This window comes from Arthrobacter sp. SLBN-112 (genome assembly GCF_030944625.1).
Lineage (GTDB): Bacteria > Actinomycetota > Actinomycetes > Actinomycetales > Micrococcaceae > Arthrobacter.
The window spans coordinates 4172906-4188408 of the sequence record NZ_JAUSXY010000001.1; the positions used below are offsets into that span (position 1 = coordinate 4172906).

Sequence of the window (15503 nt, forward strand, 5' to 3'; positions counted from 1 at the left end):
GCGTTGAGCCGGCCAAGGGTGGCGCTGTGCTGCGGGCTTTTCATAGGAAACTTTCGGTACTCAAGCCGAAGTTTCTGATGATCACCACAGCTGCAAGTCAGGCCCGGCTTCAACCGTAGGAAGTTTTGGATTCCGTAGTCAAGGGTTTTTCATCTAGAAACTAAACATAAGTTTCTGATACTTTCTTAGAAACATCTTCCGAGCCTAGGAGACGCCCGTGACCAGCGGTGCCGCCGAAAAGCAAGCCCTCCCCTCACCCGCGGCGGGCATCGAGCCGCCTGCCGCCGTCGGACATTTGTCCCTCGACGAGCTGGTGCGGCAGATGACCCTGGAGGAAAAACTGGCCCAGCTGGTGGGCGTGTGGGTGAATGCTTCCACTGACGGCGACTCCGTGGCTCCGTTGCAGAACGAGATGGCAGGCGACGCCCGCTCCTGGGAGGACGTGATCTCCGCGGGCCTCGGCCAGATCACCCGGATGTACGGAACGGTCCCGCTGGAGCCGCTCGAGGGGGCGCGCCGGCTGGCCGCCGCGCAGGAGCAGATCATGGCCGCCTCACGGTTCCGGATCCCGGCGCAGGTGCATGAGGAATGCCTGGCCGGGCTCGCCGCCTGGAAAGCAACGGCCTTTCCCGTGCCGCTGGCATGGGGTGCCACCTTCAACCCGGCACTGGTGCGCCGGATGGCCGGCCTGATCGGCGACCAGATGCGGGAACTGGGCGTCCACCAGGGCCTGGCGCCGGTACTGGATGTGGTGCGCGACCTCCGCTGGGGCCGGGTGGAAGAAACCATTGGCGAGGACCCATACCTGGTGGGCACCGTGGCAAGCTCCTACGTCCAGGGGCTGGAAGCGGCAGGAATCGTGGCCACCCTCAAGCACTTCGTGGGCTACTCCGCCTCACGCGCCGGACGGAACCACGCGCCGGTCTCCATGGGCCCCCGGGAGCTCGCGGACGTCATGCTGCCCCCGTTCGAGCTCGCCATCAAGGACGGCGGCGCCCGCTCCGTGATGCACGCCTACACGGACACCGACGGCGTTCCCGCCGCGGCCAACCGTGCCCTGCTGACCTCCCTGCTCCGGGACGAGTGGGGCTTCGCCGGGACCGTGGTGGCAGACTACTTCGGCATCGCCTTCCTCAACGCCACGCACGGCGTCGCCACCGATTCCGGAGAGGCTGCAGCCCTGGCGTTGACAGCGGGCGTCGACGTGGAACTGCCCACCGTCAACTGCTACGGCACGCCCTTGCTTGAGCGCGTGCGCTCCGGCGAGGTCCCCGAATCCCTGGTGGACACCGCGCTCCTGCGGGTGCTGCGGCAGAAGCAGGAAGCCGGGCTGCTCTCGCCGGACTTCGACCCCGCTCCCCCGGCCCTGGCTGCCGGCGCCATCGACCTTGACCCGGCGGCCCACCGGGCGCTGGCCCGGGAGATCGCCGCACAGTCACTGGTGCTGCTGACCAACAGGACGCACGACGACGGGCCAAGCCTGCCGCTGCCCGCGGCGGCTTTGGCGTCGCTGGGCGTGGTGGGGCCGCTGGCGCAGGACCCGTTCGCCATGCTGGGCTGCTATTCCTTTGACGCCCACGTCGGAGCATCCCATCCCGAGGTGCCCATGGGCATCCGGGTTCCCACCGTGGCCGGTGCAGCCGCCGAGCGTTGTGGCCACATCCGGACCGCGGCCACGGGAACGTGCGAGGCCATCAGCGACGGGCAGATCCTGGAAGCCTGCGGGATTGCCTCAGGCGTGGACACCTGCGTGATCGTGGTGGGTGACAACGCCGGCCTCTTTGGCCGCGGCACCTCCGGCGAAGGCAACGATGCTGCCGACCTGCGGCTCCCGGGCGACCAGCACCGCATGCTGGACCAGGTCCTCACCGCCGCCGAGGCTGCCGGAACGCGCACCGTCGTCGTGGTCCTCAGCGGCCGGCCTTACGCCCTGGGCGACTTCGCAGGCAGGGCCGGAGCGATTGTCCAAGGGTTCTTCCCGGGCGAGGAGGGCGCGGAGGCGCTGTGGGACGTCCTGACCGGAGCCGTGAGCCCTTCCGGCAAGCTGCCCGTTTCCGTGCCGCGGACCTCCGGCGGACAACCCGGCACCTACCTGCACAGCCGCCTGGCCGGGCCGTCCGGCGTCAGCGCGCTGGACCCATCGCCGCTGTTCGGTTTCGGGCACGGCCTGTCCTACACGACCTTTGAATATTCCTGCCATGCGGCCAGCCGACCCACCATGACGACGTCGGGCGCCGTCACCGTGGGATGCACGGTGGCCAATACCGGCCCGGTTGACGGCGCGGAAGTGGTGCAGCTGTACCTTGAGGACCCGGTAGGCGAGGTGGTCCGCCCTGTCCGCGAACTGATTGGCTACGCCCGGGTGGACCTTGCCGCCGGCGCATCGGCCCGGGTGGAGTTCACGGTACACGCGGACCGGACGTCCTTCACCGGGCTGGACCTGAAGCGGGTGGTGACCCCAGGGCTGGTGAAGCTGCACGTGGCGACCTCCAGCAGCCAGGACATCCACACCCATGAACTGATCCTGCACGGCGAGCGCCGAGTGGTGGGCTTTGACCGGGAGATGCTGACACCGGTAACGGTGACGCTGCACTAGGCAACCGGGAGCGCGAAGGCCGCACCGGAATTCGGGGCGGCCTTCGGGCGCTTAAGTCCATGGCCCGCTAAGCAGCGGTGAATTTTTCCTCGACGTGCGCCAGCAGCGGGCGGGAATTCAGGCACACCAGGAACACCACGGCGCCGGCGAGCAGCGGAAGCAGGTACGCGGTGGTCATCAGCAGCAGGCTGCCGGTGACGAACAGGATGCCCGCGTTGCCCAGTGAGGCCCGCTTCCTGGCACCGAAGCTGTACAGGGAGAGCCGATAAAGGTCCCGGGTCCGGAACGAGAACCGGGACAGCAGCAGCAGCGCGTTCAAGGCCGCCGTGGCCACGAGGAACGCGAGGACCAGCATCGCCAGCCGGAGGGCCGGGGCGGCCGGATTTGTCGGCCCCAGCGAGGCCGGCGACCCCGCCAGGTTGACGGCGATAACGCCCAGGACCAGCAGGTACGGCAGCCACACCTGCAGGGCCTGGCCTACATTCATCCGGTAGCCGCGGATGAAGTCCTGGTACACCTGGCCCTCATTTCCGGCGAGCATCCTGTTGAACGCATACATGCACGCCACCAGGGCCGGCCCGGCCGGAACCAGCGCCGGCAGGACCAGCCAAACCCCTGTGAACGGGGCCGCCACCAACGCCCCCAACAGCAGCACGTTAGCCAGCGCCAGCAGGGCCGAGCCCGTCAACACGCCCGCCACGGTGCCGGCCGCCCTGAACAGGGGGCCGGCACCGTACTCCGCTTTCTTCTGAACCACCAACTGCCTTTCGGTCACCACGGCAGGCGCGCTGCCGCCGTCGTCCGCCCTACTTTTTGTCCGCGTAGGCCTTGTATGCCTTGTTGGCCAAATCTACATACTTGCCCATTCCCTTGCTGTCGAGCTCCTTGACGTAGGCGTCGAACTCGCTGAGGCTGCGCTGCCCGGTGATGAACTTCAGTGTGTTCTGCTTGACGTGGTCCTTCAGCGGGGTCAGCGTCAGGGTGGCCTGCTCACGGTCCGCGTCGCTGTAAGGTACGGGCGGCGAGACGGGCCGGGGACTCTTGCTCTTCATGGCCTTCTGGAACGCCAGCTCCTCATCATCGAAGGTGGACTGCAGCAGGTCCGTGGTGCCGCCGTACGCAAAATTGCCGCCGGAGAAGCCGTAGTCCACCCTCAGGTCCTTGGTGCCGGCCGGGTTCAAGCCCTGGAAGTTGATGTCCTTCGCCAAGACCCGCTTGCCGCCCTCTTTGGTGTAGGTGGTGCCCTGTACGCCCCACTTGGCAAACTCCTGCCCCGCGTCGCTGTAGAACAGCCAGTCGATGTACTGCATCAGCGCTACGAAGCTGTCTTTGTCCTTCACGGACGAGTTCAGCATGATGCCGTTCTCCAGCCGCGAGCCGCCAATAATGTTGCCTGCGGGGCCGCCCGGAACCGTAATCTTGCCCACGGTAAAGTTTCCCTTGCCCAGGGACTGCTCCATGGAGGTGCGGTACGTGATGATGTTCTGCGAGTTGGCGCTGATCACGAACGACTTGCCGGAGGTGAACTTCTGGATCGCGGAATCGTCGGTCTGGGTGAAGCTTTCCGGATCCATCAGCCCCTCGGAGACAAGCGAGTTGAAGTAGGTGAGCAGGTCCTTGAAGGCCGGTGTGCTGGAGGCAAACTCGAACTGCTTCCTGGAATCGTTGAACGCCAGGCCGTCCACCAGGCCCCAGCCGGAGAGAGTACCGAAGGCAGTGCCGGCGATGTTGAGCACGCTGTTGCCGTTGAAGCGATCCGAGAAGGGCACCACGTCCGGGTGAGCCTTCTTCAGGGAGCGCAGCACGTCCCGGAACTCATCCCAGGTCTTGGGTTCGGCGAGGTTTTCCTTCTGCAGCATGTCCTTCCGGAACGCCAAGGAGTAATCCGGCCACAGCTCCTCATGCAGGCCCGGCAGCACATAGTACTTGCCGTCCTGCTGCGTCAGACCGGCGATTTCCGGCTCCAGTTTCCACTTCTTCACTTTGTCCTGGAAGTTGGGCATCAGGTCCACGTAGTCGCTGACCGGCAGCACCGCACCGGAGGACACGAAGGCCGATTCCTCGCCGGGATATGTCTTGGCGATGATCTCCGGGGCCTTTCCGGAACTGATGAGCAAGCTGCGCTTCTGCGTGTAGTCGGCGAACGGCACCACCGTGGCGTCCAGGGTGACGTTGTTGTCGCTGGCCATCCTGGTGAACAGCAGCCAGTCCTTCTTATAGGGGTATGTGGGCTGGTCGCTGAACAGGAAGCTGTACGTGAGCGGGACGGTCGCCTTGAACGTGTCCCCCAGCTTGTAGTTGTCCATCGCACCATTGCGGGCTTTCGAGGTATCGGCTTTACTGCTGGATTCCGAGTCACAGCCGGCCAGCACCAGGCCGAAGGCCGTGAGTGCCGAGAGGCCGAGGAAGTCTCGTCTGCGGATCATGGGCTTTCCTTTCATAGGGTTTATTCCTTGACGGAACCGAGCATGACGCCCGAGAAAAAGTACTTCTGCACAAAGGGATAGATGCACAGGATGGGAATGACGGTGAGGACTATGGTCACTGACTGGATGTTCGCGGCGATCTGGCCCATGTTTTCCGTGGTGCCGCCGGCGGAGCCCGCCGTGGTGACCCCGGCGATCATGTTGCGCAGGTAAATGGTCACCGGGAACAGTTCCGGCTTGTCCAGGTAGAGGAACGCCTGGAACCAGGAGTTCCAGTTGGCGACGGCGTAGAAGAGCACCATGGTGGCCACGATGGCCTTGCTCAACGGCAGGACCACCTTGAACAGCACCCCGTACTGGGTGAGGCCGTCGATGGCGGCGGCTTCCTCCAGCTCCCGCGGCATGTTCTCGAAAAACGACTTCATGATGAGCAGGTTGAAGACGCTGATGGCGTTCGGCAGCACCACGGCCCACAGCGTGTCCCGCAGGCCCAGCGAGCTGATGAGCACGTAGTTGGGGATCAGACCGCCGTTGAAGAACATGGTGAACACGGCGAGACCGATGAAGACGCTGCGGCCCTTCAGGTCCTTCTTCGCGATGGCGTAGGCGAAGGACGTGGTGAGCACCATGGAGATGGCCGTGGCCACCACGGTATACAGGACTGTGTTGCCGTAGTTACGCCAGAACGTCGAATCAGCGAGGATCAACTTGTAGGTCTCGATATTGAAGCCCATCGGGAACAGGTTGACTTGCCCGGCGTTGATGAAGCCTTCGCTGGAAAAGCTCTGGGCCAGGATGTTCAGGAACGGGTACAGGGTAAGGAACACCACCACCAGCAGGAACACCAGGTTGGCTGCCCGGAACACCCGCATGCCGCGTGAGACCTTCATATCCTTGAGCAGGACGCCGTTGGCCGCGGCCGACGCCTTGGCTTCTTTCACTGCGGCTTCCTTCACGGTTGCCCCTTTCACGGTTGTCCCTTTCACCACAGGCTCGTTCCGGCAAGGCGCTTGGATATGGCGTTCGCGGAGAGGATCAGGGTGAGGCCGATGACGGATTCGAACATCCCGATCGCGGCCGCGTAGCTGAAGTTGGAGGATTCCAGGCCCACCCGGTACAGGTAGGTGGAGATGACATCCGAGGTCTGGTAGTTGAGCGGGTTGTAGATCAGCAGGATCTTCTCGAAGCCCACGGCCATGAACGTGCCGATATTCAGGATCAGCAGCGTGATGATGGTGGGCCGGATGGCCGGGAGCGTCACGTGCCAGGTCTGCTGCCAGCGGTTGGCCCCGTCGATCCGGGCCGCCTCATACAGCGACTCGTCCACGCGGGTCAGCGCGGCGAGGTAGAGAATGGCACCCCAGCCCATGGTCTGCCACACCTCGGAGCTGATGTACATGGGCCGGAACCAGGCGGCCTCCTGGGTGAAGTTGACCGTGGTGCCGAACAGGGTGTGGCCGATCTGGTTCACCGTGCCGGTCATGGAAAAGTTCTGCAGGATCATGCCGGCGATGATCACCACTGACATGAAGTGCGGCAGGTACGTCACGGTCTGGATGAGCTTCTTGAACTTCTGCGAGCGCAGCTCGTTCAGCAGCAAGGCAAAAATGATGGGCATGGGGAAGCAGAACAGCAGCGTGAGCACACCCAGGATGACCGTGTTCTGGAACGCCTGCCAGAAGCTGGGATCGTTGATGAACAGCGTGACGTACTTGAGCCCCACCCATTTCTCACCGAAGATGTTGCCGCCAGGCTGGAACTGCCTGAACGCTATGACGTTGCCGACCATGGGCAGGTACCGGAAAATGGCGAAGTAGGCCAACGGCAGCAGCACCAGCGTGTAGAGCCGCCAGTCGCGCTTGATGGCCAGCTTCCAGCCGCCGGGCTTGTTCCGGGGTTTGTCCTTGCTGCCGGGCGGGTTTGTGGTGACCGCCTCGGGAGGTACTTCCAATCGCATGGCCATGTTTGCCTCCTACCGGCCGGTTTCTGTGTGCGTGCGGGCGTGTTCTTCAGTTGCCTCTTCCAGGGCCAGGACCCCGTTGGCGGCAAGTTCCACCGTCCCGGTGATGCGGGTGCCGGTGAGCACGTCCGTGCCGCCTGCCCCGACGTCCACCGGGGCGGGTGCGTCGTTGTGGTTGAGGACCAGCAGGTAGCTGCGTCCGTTGCCGGTACGACGCCGGGCTTGCACTCCCAGCGGCGCCTCCAGTTCCGGGCGGATCCCCGCAGCGGCCCGTTCGGCGGCGAGCAGTTCCTCCAGGAAGGTGTTGTCCACCCTGGCCGAGAGGTAGACGGCGGTGCCGCGGCCGAAGCTGTTGCGGGTGACGGCCGGCGAGCCGGCCAGCCTGCCCGAGGCGTAGCTGGCCAGCACCTCCGCGGAGGTGGTGTGCAGGTGCTCGGTCCAGTAATCCGCTGAGGCCGTGCCGCCGTCGGCCGTTGAAAGCTTTACGGTCTCACCGTCCCCGGCGAGCGGGTGCAGCTCCTCGCTCCACGCGCCCAGGACGGTGCGGAGGGCACCCGGGTAGCCGCCCAGCCGGATGGTGTTGTCCTGGTCCACGATGCCGGAAAGGTAGCTTGCCACCAGGCGGCCGCCGCCGGAGACGTAGTCCTCGAGGCGCCGGGGCGGCGTCGTCGGTGAGCAGGTAGGTGGCGGGAAGGACCACCAGGCTGTATTGGCTGAGGTCGCTGGTGGTGTCCACGAAGTCCACTGTGATGTTGGCGTCGAAGAAGGGCCGGTACAGGCGGAGGACTTCCTGCGCGTAGTTCAGGTCCGAACGGGGCGAGTTGCCCAGTTCCAAGGCCCACCAGCAGTCCCAGTCGAAGACAAGTGCCACTTTGCCGGTGGAGCGGGTGCCGGTGATTCCTGCCAGGTTCTTCAGTTCCCGGCCCAGTTCGCAGACCTCGCGGAACACCCGGGTGTCCGGCCCGGCGTGGTTGACCATGCCTGAATGGAAGCGTTCAGTGCCGCCCTTGGCCTGGCGCCACTGGAAGAAGAGGATGGAATCGGCTCCCTGGGCGATCGCCTGGTAGGAGCCCAGGCGCATCTTGCCGGGGAGCTTGGAGACGTTGACGGACCACTGGCTGACGGCAGCGGTGGCTTGTTCCATCACCAGCCAGGGCTGGCCTTTCCGCAGTGAGCGCATCAGGTCGAAATTGAGGGCGGCGGCAACGTGGGCTTCGGCTTCGCGCGGGTCAGGGTAGATGTCCAGCGCGGCGGCGTCTTCCTCGGCGGCCCAGGCCCAATAATCGTTGTTCTTGTAGAAGCGCATGAAGTTGGTGACGACGGGCAGGTCCGGCGTGTGCCGGCGCAGGATGTCCCGCTCGGCCTTGTAGTGCGCCAGCATGCTGTCCGAGGTGAACCGGTGGTAATCCAAGCGGCGGGACGGGTTGGACCAGGGGCGGGGCTGGGCAGGTGCGTTGACCTGGGCCCAGTCGGAGTAGACCTGGCCCCACACGTCGGTGCTCCAGGCCCGGTTCAGTTCCTCCAGGCTGCCGTACTTGGCCTGGAGCCATTCCCGGAAGGCGCGGTCCGCGTGCGGGCCGTAGGAGACGGGGCCGTACTCGTTGTTGACGTGCCACATGCACAGGGCGGGATGGGCGGCGTACCGCTCCCCCATCTTCTCCGCCATCGCCAGGGACTTTGCACGGTAGGCGGGGTGGGAGACGTCGAAGTGCTGGCGGGAGCCGAAGCCGAAGGTGCTGCCGTCCGCCAGGACCGGAAGGATGTCCGGGTGCCGGGCAACCAGCCAGGCGGGCGGGACTGCATCCGGGGTGGCCAGGTCCACGCCGATGCCGTTCGCGTGCAGCAGGTCCATGATTTCGTCCAGCCAGCCGAAGTCGTAGACGCCGTCTGCCGTTTCGAGCCGGCTCCAGGAGAAGACGGCCAGGGTGACCAGGTTGACCCCGGCTTCCTTCATGAGGCGGACATCCTCGTCCCACACCTCGCGCGGCCACTGTTCCGGATTGTAATCCCCGCCGTACGCGATACCGCCGAGCCGCTCATGCAGGCGCTTAAGCCGGTGTCCGGGAGTATGGGTGCGTTGCTCGCTGGTCATCATTGTCCTTTGGTTGGCATGTTGGCCGCGGGCTCCCCACCATTGCGACCTGCATCACACAGAGAAAACTATCGTAAACTTTCAGCAATAACAACAAGTACGCAAAACTAAGAGCACAGTTCCCTGAACGAGCTGACGCGGATGGGAACGCTAACAAGGGCACGCATGAGAGGTTTGCCGGAATGCGCTGATCCGGGCGCCCGCCGGTGCAGGGTTTTACAGGCCGGAAAGAAACTATCGGAGCTATCTGTGGACCCGGCGGGGTTCGTTACGCTTAGCCAATGTCAGTGGACACAGCCAGACTGGGACCATGAAGACAGTGCTGATACCGCCCCTGCTCTGCTCGCCGCTCGCCTATGCCCCGGTGCTGGATGCTGTCTGGACGCGCGGGCAAGTCACGGTGGCTGACACACGCCGCGACGACACCATCGCGGCCATGGCCCAGAGGATCCTCCGCGAGAATGCCGGCGATATCGCGGTCCTCGGAACAAGCATGGGCGGGTACGTCGCCCTCGAAGTCATCAGGCAGGCACCAGGCCGGGTCACCGCACTGGCACTCGTCAGCACTTCCGCCCGGGCCGATACCACGGAGCAGATCCAAGTGCGGGCCCGCCAGTCCGCACTCGTGGAAGAAGGGCAGTTCAACGCCCTGATCGACGCCGCATTCCCTGGCGTGGTGGCATCAGGCAACGAACTCAACGATGCACTCCTTGCCACCTGGCGTGCCATGACCACCCCTGTCGGCGCGGACGCCTTCCTTCGCCAGCAGCAGGCAGTGGTGCAGCGGGCCGATCTCCGCTCGATCCTGCCCTCTGTCGTTTGCCCGACCGCTGTCATCCACGGAGCCCAGGACCGCCTGATCCCCCTCACCGCCGCCGAAGAAATGGCAGCGGCCATGCCCACGGCCCGTTTCACCGTGGTGGACGGCGCCGGCCACCTCCTCTTCCACGAACAGCCCGACGCCGCCCGTGCCGCCATCAACGCCTGGCTTGAGTCCGCCCCGTGAGAAACACTGCCAGACGCAGGGTCCGATCCCCGGGCCGCTCGCTATTGTGGCTGCCGGACGTCCTGCACCACTTCGTTGCGGCGCAGGAACCAGGGCTTGAAGGGCGGGTCGAAGCGGGCGAACCTCGGAGGGCCAACCGGCACCAGGCCGGCCAGCCCGAGTGCTGCCTGCAGCCCGTTGTTGTGGCGCTCGAAAGAAGAGGCGGAGCCGCTGCCTGAGAAGCCCTGGACGGCCGACAGGGATCCGGGAACTCCTCGCACCGTGACCCTGGAGTCGGTGGGGACGGGCGCCGACTCGACGGTCAGCCCGGCCGGCAGGACGAAGGCCACCACAAATTCGGCAGGGCCACCGGTTCCGGGCAGCGGTCCGCTTTGCAGCACGGGCGCCGTCATCGCCAGCTTTTGGGATGCCGTTTCCTGGATCACCGGAGCGGTCATGGCCAGCTTCTGCCGTGCGGCATTGCTCCCGGTGATGTAGTTGAAGAGATAACGGAAGGCGGCGTTGCCCGCGCGGTCAAAGTCCGCGGTCACCCTGACCTCGGCCACCACGTAGTCCGGGTACCGGCGCAGCTCGAAGTGCGGATATGTGCGGACCACCTCAAAAGGCTGCTGTTCAGTCATGGTGCGTCAGAGCCTACGCCCGTGGGGCCGAAGCGGCCAGACCAGCGGCGGCTCACACGACGCGTTGCGTGCCGCGCCTCCGGAAGAAGCCGCGCAAGGCTCCAACTCCCATCAGGACGACGGCCAGGACGCCAATCGCGCCGAAGATCACCGTCAGGACCACGCCCGCACCACGGAACCACTCGCCGTCACTCTCATAGCCCGGCACGATCGCCCGGCCGGGATCATTGCCGCCGTAGATCACCGGGACGTCGGTTCCCACCACCGGGTGCTGGTCGTGGTCCACGGCTGCGAACGCCCTGTGGGGTGAACCGTCCGGCGTCGTAAAGTCCACCTGGATCCTTCGCTGCGAGGCCTTGGTGACATCGTCAAAGTGGACGATCGTCCCCGTAGTCCGGGCGCCGGTGCGCGCGAGCTCCTCGTCCGCGTTGATCATGAAGCTGCCCACACCGATCATGATCGGCCCCAGGCAGAGGACCAGGACGGTCACCGCCAGGTTCAGCTTTTTCTTCCACGGCTGCGCGGGTTTGCGGTCTTTGTCGGTTCGGCGCCCAGTCACGGCTCCCATTCTGCCCGAGCTTGTCAGCAAGACCACACCCTGGACCGTTGCCACGGGCAACGATGCACGGCATAATAGTTAGCAGAACTAATTAGCAGTGCTAAATATTGCCAGCAGGAGGCGCACCCGCCTATATGTCACCCGCCCATACAAAACCCCAAGCAACCGCAGACCCCACCGCCCCCGACACCCTCGCCATCGATCTCCGCACCGCCGTGATGCGCACTTCGCGCCGGCTCCGCGTCGAGGCGACCGGCGACATCATCACCCCCGGCCAGTACACCGTCCTGGCCTTGCTCAATGGCAGCGGTCCCAGCACGCTGCGCGCACTGGCGGAGAGCGAACACGTCCAGGCCCCTTCCATGACCAGGATCGTCAACGCCCTCGCCGACCAGGGCTTCGTCACCAGGTCCGCCAATCCCGACGACGGCCGCCAGGTCCGCGTAGACATCACCGCAGCGGGCAGGACGGTCCTGGAAGAGGCACGCCGGCAGCGGACCGCCTGGCTGGCCCGGCGCGTGGCGGGGCTCAGTGAGGACGACCGGCTCACGCTCAGCCGCGCGGCCCGCATCATGCAGGAAATGAGCGGCAAATGAGCGCAATGTTCCGGGCCCTCGAAAACCCCAACTACCGCATCTGGGCCGGCGGCGCAATCGTATCCAACATCGGCACCTGGATGCAGCGGGTGGCGCAGGACTGGCTGGTCCTGACCGTCCTGACTGACCACTCCGGTGCCGCCGTGGGCCTCACCACCGGCCTGCAGTTCCTGCCCATGCTTCTGTTCGGCCCCTACGGCGGAGTGCTGGCGGACCGCTACCGCAAACGCATCATCCTGATGTGGACGCAATTGGCCATGGGCTTCACCGGCCTGGCGATCGGCCTGCTGGTGGTCACCGGCACCGCGCAGTTGTGGCACGCCTATGTGGCAGCGTTCTGCCTGGGTGTTGCCAGCGCCGTGGATGCCCCCGCCCGCCAGGCCTTCGTGTCCGAACTGGTGGGCCAGGACAACATCTCCAACGCCGTGGCCCTGAACTCGGCATCCTTCAATACCGCCCGGCTCACCGGCCCCGCGATCGCCGGCGTCCTCATCGCCTGGGTGGGTACCGGGCCGGTGTTCCTGCTCAACGCCGCCAGCTTTGCCGCGGTGCTGGTCTCCCTGTTCCGGATCCGCACCACCCAGGCCGCTCCGGCGGTGACAGGGACGCGGAACAAACACCAGGTGGTGGAGGGCATACGGTACGTGCGCCGCAGGCCGGACCTCATGTTGATCATGGTCCTGGTGGGCATCCTGGGCGCGTTCGGGATGAACTTCCCGGTCATCAACTCGCTGATGGCCACCACCGAGTTCAGCATGGGACCCAGCGAATTCGGGCTCCTCGGCTCGATCATGGCAGTGGGTACCCTGGCCGGTGCCCTCCTGGCGGCGCGCCGGTCCGGCCCGCGGCTGCGCTTCCTGCTGGGCGGCGCGTTGGGTTTGGGATTCTTTACGATCCTGGGCAGCCTGGCGCCGTCATTCTGGACCTACGCCGCCATCCTGATTCCGGTGGGCCTGGCCTCCATCACGTTCCTGAACAGCTGCAACACCAGCATCCAGCTCTCCGTGGAGGCTCAGTTCCGCGGCCGTGTCCTGGCGCTGTACCTGGCCGTGCTGCAAGGCGGGACCGCGCTGGGGTCGCCGCTGGTGGGCTGGATCGGCAGCCAGTTCGGCGCCCGCTGGTCCGTGGCGTCCGGCGGCATCGTGGTGCTCCTGGCCGGAATCGCGGCTGTGGTGGCGGTGAGCAGGCGGCACCGGATCACCTTCCGCGGCGCGCTCCGGATGGCTTTGGGCCGGCGGGAGCCGGCGGTGTGAGAAGGCCGGCCGGCCCATCCTTCACAAGGTTGCCCCAAGCAGAGCGCTCTATGCCGGCTTGTTGACGATGTCCACCGAGATCTCCACGGCCGGGACTGTTCCGCGGTTCTCCAGCCAGTGGTTGGTGTTGCGGTCCTCCGGCCAGCCCACGCCCGGCCCGTATTCTGTGGCCACGCCGTCCCGGTGGTCGGTGATGTTCCCCTGCAGGATGTACACCGTCCCGGGCCGCCCTGCGTGATCGTGAAGGGGCCCGAACACTCCGCCGGGTTCGATGGTCACCATCCGCATCCGCAGTTGCCGGCCCTCCATGCCGTCGATCTCAACGGCGAGGTCCACCGTTGCCAGCAACTCCACCGTGACGCCTCTCGTCTCCTGTTCCGCCTTCTCCACGCCCATCGCTTCCCTTTCGGTTGGACACACACGACGGCGGCGCCGGCCCGCCGCTTCAGCGCACCCGGGTGACGGGTGCTTTGGGCGGTGAGTGCCGGCGTCGTCAACTTATCTGCTGAGCCTGCAACTGCGGGCGGCGGCGGTCAAGCCGGAAGCGAGGAAATGTTCAGGATGTTGCCCTCACTGTCCAGGAACCAGGCTGCCTGGCCCACGCCTTCCATCGAAGCGATGCCGTTCTCGGTCTTCAGGCCGGGCATGTCGTATTCTTCGAAAACAACGCCGCGGCCGCGGAGCTCTTCCACGTCACGCTGCACATCATCGGTTCCCCAACCAATCTGCGTGTTCTTGGCTGAACCGGCATTGTCCGTTTGGTAAATCAGGAACGCGGTACCCTTCCCGCAGCGGTAGACAAGTCCGCCGTCACCCATGGTCCGCTCGGGCTCCAGCCCAAGCTTGTCCCGATAAAATTCCCGTGCCCGGTCAACGTCCTTCGCCGGCAAAACAGCCATGACTTCCAGATCTTTGAGCATGACAACAACTCTCCTTGCCACATTTCCTGATGGCGATGCTCTCCCCCGAATCGGTCCGGCTGCCGCCGGGCCTCGTGGCCGTCCTTCCCGCCGAATGCCGGGGCGGCCACCTGGAGCTCCCTGATCCGCGATGGCAGAAGCCATCGGCACGGGGTTCCCGAAGTCTACGAGGCCATTATGGAACTGTTCGTTCCCGCATGGAATAGGGGTTTTTATTGGGGGCAGGGCAGGGGCGGCGCGGCTATTTCCGGGTGGCGGAGATGGCCCTGCGGGCGGCCCTGCCTGCCACCGCCACCAGGGGAACGAGGCATACCAGGACGGCGATGGTGTTGGGGCGGAACGCCGGGCTGCCATTGACCGTCCGGTACACCCCCAAGGGCAAGACGAAGCCGCCGCCGCCTCCACCGGAAGCCCCTTCCTCCGATTCCATGCCGCCGCCGAAGCCGAATGACACCAGCGCGACGGGCACGATCTCCTCCCCGCCCAGGTTCACCGGAGTGCCGTAGGCGCGGGCCACGCCCATGTTCTTGAAGGTGTCAACGAGGGACGCGAAGGTGTCAGCCATGGGTTCAGGATAGGCGCCGCTTCGGGTGGCAGGCAGGTCCAAAGGTCCTGCCTAACACGCGCCTGCCACCTGCTTACCGCCGGATTTCCGCCAGCCGCAGCCGGACAATGTCCGCAATGACGTCATCCGGTACCGGCCGGGCTGCGCTGAAGCGGATGGTTCCCTTGGACAGCGAATAGCCCTCCAGGCGGCCGGCCACTGCCTCCACCACGGCGGAGGAGAACGGAAAGATCGAAAGGTGCCTGGCCGCGGCGACGGCAGCCAAGAGCGGCTTTCCGTCGAGTTTGAGGGCAGGCATCCCGTAACTCATGCCCTCCGTCGCATCGGGGGCCACTGACCGGGCGATCTCCACCACATGCTGGAGGCACCCGCGGTCCGGTTCACCGGCCGCGGCCAGGGCTTCGTCAACGGCGCCCAAGGAGCGTCAGCCCTTCCGGGCCGCGACTGTAGTTGCCAGTGCCGCGAGGCCGCGCTCGAAGTCGCCGCCCACCATCTTGTCCATGTTCATGAACAGCGCGAAGAACCTGCCGATGCCCTTGTTCTCCCCGGTCATCAGCCATGTCACCTCGGTGCCGCCCGGCGCCGGACTGAACGTGAACGTAGTGGGGTTCAGTGCCTTGAAAGGCTTGGTGAACTGCAACCGGATCCCGATGCGGCTCGAAGGAACGGACTCCACGATCTCCATGGTTCCGCTGCCGGCCTTCCGGTTGCCGTTCCACTCATAGCCCGCGCCGGTACCTGATTCGCTGCCGAAGTAGCGGCGGCTCATTCCCGGATCGACCGCCTCCCAGGGGGACCACGCGGTCCATTCGTGGAAGTTGTTCACCAGCGGAAAGATCTCTTCGGGGGCGGCAGGGATGATGGCGCTGCGGCGGACTTCGAATGTAGACATGGGCCAAGCATAGGGCCG

General features: G+C 65.5%; 17 protein-coding genes. 4 read left to right on the forward strand and 13 right to left on the reverse strand.

Annotated features, from left to right (window positions below; translation table 11 throughout):
- The first annotated feature begins 217 nt into the window (after nucleotides 1-217).
- Nucleotides 218-2596: a glycoside hydrolase family 3 N-terminal domain-containing protein gene (locus QF050_RS19335; RefSeq protein ID WP_308931884.1), complete on the forward strand. Its 2379-nt coding sequence runs from the start codon at nucleotides 218-220 to the stop codon at nucleotides 2594-2596.
- A gap of 67 nt (nucleotides 2597-2663) precedes the next feature.
- Here the strand turns inward: QF050_RS19335 and QF050_RS19340 are convergent, their stop codons facing one another.
- The 6 genes from QF050_RS19340 to QF050_RS19365 all read right to left on the reverse strand — a co-directional run bounded on the left by QF050_RS19340 (nucleotide 2664) and on the right by QF050_RS19365 (nucleotide 9074).
- Nucleotides 2664-3353 (reverse strand): DUF624 domain-containing protein, encoded by a 690-nt coding sequence (locus QF050_RS19340; RefSeq protein WP_308931885.1) that lies wholly within the window; start codon nucleotides 3351-3353, stop codon nucleotides 2664-2666.
- 49 nt (nucleotides 3354-3402) lie between these two features.
- Nucleotides 3403-5037, reverse strand: coding sequence for an extracellular solute-binding protein (locus QF050_RS19345; RefSeq protein WP_308931886.1), 1635 nt, complete (start codon nucleotides 5035-5037; stop codon nucleotides 3403-3405).
- A 5-nt stretch (nucleotides 5038-5042) separates the two neighbouring features.
- Nucleotides 5043-5912: a carbohydrate ABC transporter permease gene (locus QF050_RS19350; protein WP_308932220.1), complete on the reverse strand. Its 870-nt coding sequence runs from the start codon at nucleotides 5910-5912 to the stop codon at nucleotides 5043-5045.
- A gap of 92 nt (nucleotides 5913-6004) precedes the next feature.
- Nucleotides 6005-6985: an ABC transporter permease subunit gene (locus tag QF050_RS19355; RefSeq protein WP_308931887.1), complete on the reverse strand. Its 981-nt coding sequence runs from the start codon at nucleotides 6983-6985 to the stop codon at nucleotides 6005-6007.
- Between the two features lie 9 nt (nucleotides 6986-6994).
- A complete protein-coding gene (locus QF050_RS19360) occupies nucleotides 6995-7579 on the reverse strand; it encodes a beta-galactosidase trimerization domain-containing protein (protein WP_308932221.1) in 585 nt (194 codons plus the stop codon).
- Nucleotides 7473-9074, reverse strand: a complete 1602-nt coding sequence (locus tag QF050_RS19365) for a beta-galactosidase (protein WP_308931888.1) — start codon at nucleotides 9072-9074, stop codon at nucleotides 7473-7475. The genes QF050_RS19360 and QF050_RS19365 overlap by 107 nt, the downstream gene beginning before the upstream one ends.
- 310 nt (nucleotides 9075-9384) lie before the next feature.
- On the opposite strand from QF050_RS19365, the gene QF050_RS19370 reads away from it, so the two are divergent.
- Nucleotides 9385-10080 (forward strand): alpha/beta hydrolase, encoded by a 696-nt coding sequence (locus tag QF050_RS19370; protein WP_308931889.1) that lies wholly within the window; start codon nucleotides 9385-9387, stop codon nucleotides 10078-10080.
- 41 nt (nucleotides 10081-10121) lie between these two features.
- On the opposite strand, the gene QF050_RS19375 is transcribed toward QF050_RS19370, so the two are convergent.
- The gene (locus tag QF050_RS19375) at nucleotides 10122-10700 is read right to left on the reverse strand and encodes a heme-binding protein (protein WP_308931890.1); all 579 of its coding nucleotides are present in this window, start codon (nucleotides 10698-10700) and stop codon (nucleotides 10122-10124) included.
- A gap of 52 nt (nucleotides 10701-10752) precedes the next feature.
- Nucleotides 10753-11259 (reverse strand): DUF3592 domain-containing protein, encoded by a 507-nt coding sequence (locus QF050_RS19380; protein WP_308931891.1) that lies wholly within the window; start codon nucleotides 11257-11259, stop codon nucleotides 10753-10755.
- A gap of 134 nt (nucleotides 11260-11393) precedes the next feature.
- Between QF050_RS19380 and QF050_RS19385 the strand changes: the two genes are divergently transcribed.
- Both QF050_RS19385 and QF050_RS19390 read left to right on the forward strand, forming a co-directional pair.
- Entirely contained in the window at nucleotides 11394-11855 is a 462-nt protein-coding gene (locus tag QF050_RS19385; protein ID WP_308931892.1) for a MarR family transcriptional regulator, read from the forward strand.
- On the forward strand, nucleotides 11852-13108 hold the full coding sequence (locus QF050_RS19390) for an MFS transporter (protein ID WP_308931893.1): 1257 nt from the start codon (nucleotides 11852-11854) through the stop codon (nucleotides 13106-13108). The genes QF050_RS19385 and QF050_RS19390 overlap by 4 nt, the downstream gene beginning before the upstream one ends.
- A 48-nt stretch (nucleotides 13109-13156) precedes the next feature.
- Here QF050_RS19390 and QF050_RS19395 read toward each other — a convergent pair whose 3' ends face one another.
- The 5 genes from QF050_RS19395 to QF050_RS19415 form a co-directional block, all read right to left on the reverse strand.
- Nucleotides 13157-13498 carry a cupin domain-containing protein gene (locus tag QF050_RS19395; RefSeq protein ID WP_374121552.1) on the reverse strand — a complete coding sequence of 114 codons (342 nt, stop codon included), beginning with the start codon at nucleotides 13496-13498 and terminating at the stop codon, nucleotides 13157-13159.
- A 143-nt stretch (nucleotides 13499-13641) separates the two neighbouring features.
- Nucleotides 13642-14028 (reverse strand): VOC family protein, encoded by a 387-nt coding sequence (locus QF050_RS19400; protein ID WP_308931895.1) that lies wholly within the window; start codon nucleotides 14026-14028, stop codon nucleotides 13642-13644.
- A gap of 241 nt (nucleotides 14029-14269) precedes the next feature.
- Nucleotides 14270-14593 carry a hypothetical protein gene (locus QF050_RS19405; RefSeq protein ID WP_308931896.1) on the reverse strand — a complete coding sequence of 108 codons (324 nt, stop codon included), beginning with the start codon at nucleotides 14591-14593 and terminating at the stop codon, nucleotides 14270-14272.
- A gap of 73 nt (nucleotides 14594-14666) precedes the next feature.
- Entirely contained in the window at nucleotides 14667-15011 is a 345-nt protein-coding gene (locus tag QF050_RS19410; protein WP_308931897.1) for a DUF1801 domain-containing protein, read from the reverse strand.
- A gap of 6 nt (nucleotides 15012-15017) precedes the next feature.
- A complete protein-coding gene (locus QF050_RS19415; RefSeq protein WP_308931898.1) occupies nucleotides 15018-15485 on the reverse strand; it encodes an SRPBCC family protein in 468 nt (155 codons plus the stop codon).
- Between the last annotated feature and the right edge of the window lie 18 nt (nucleotides 15486-15503).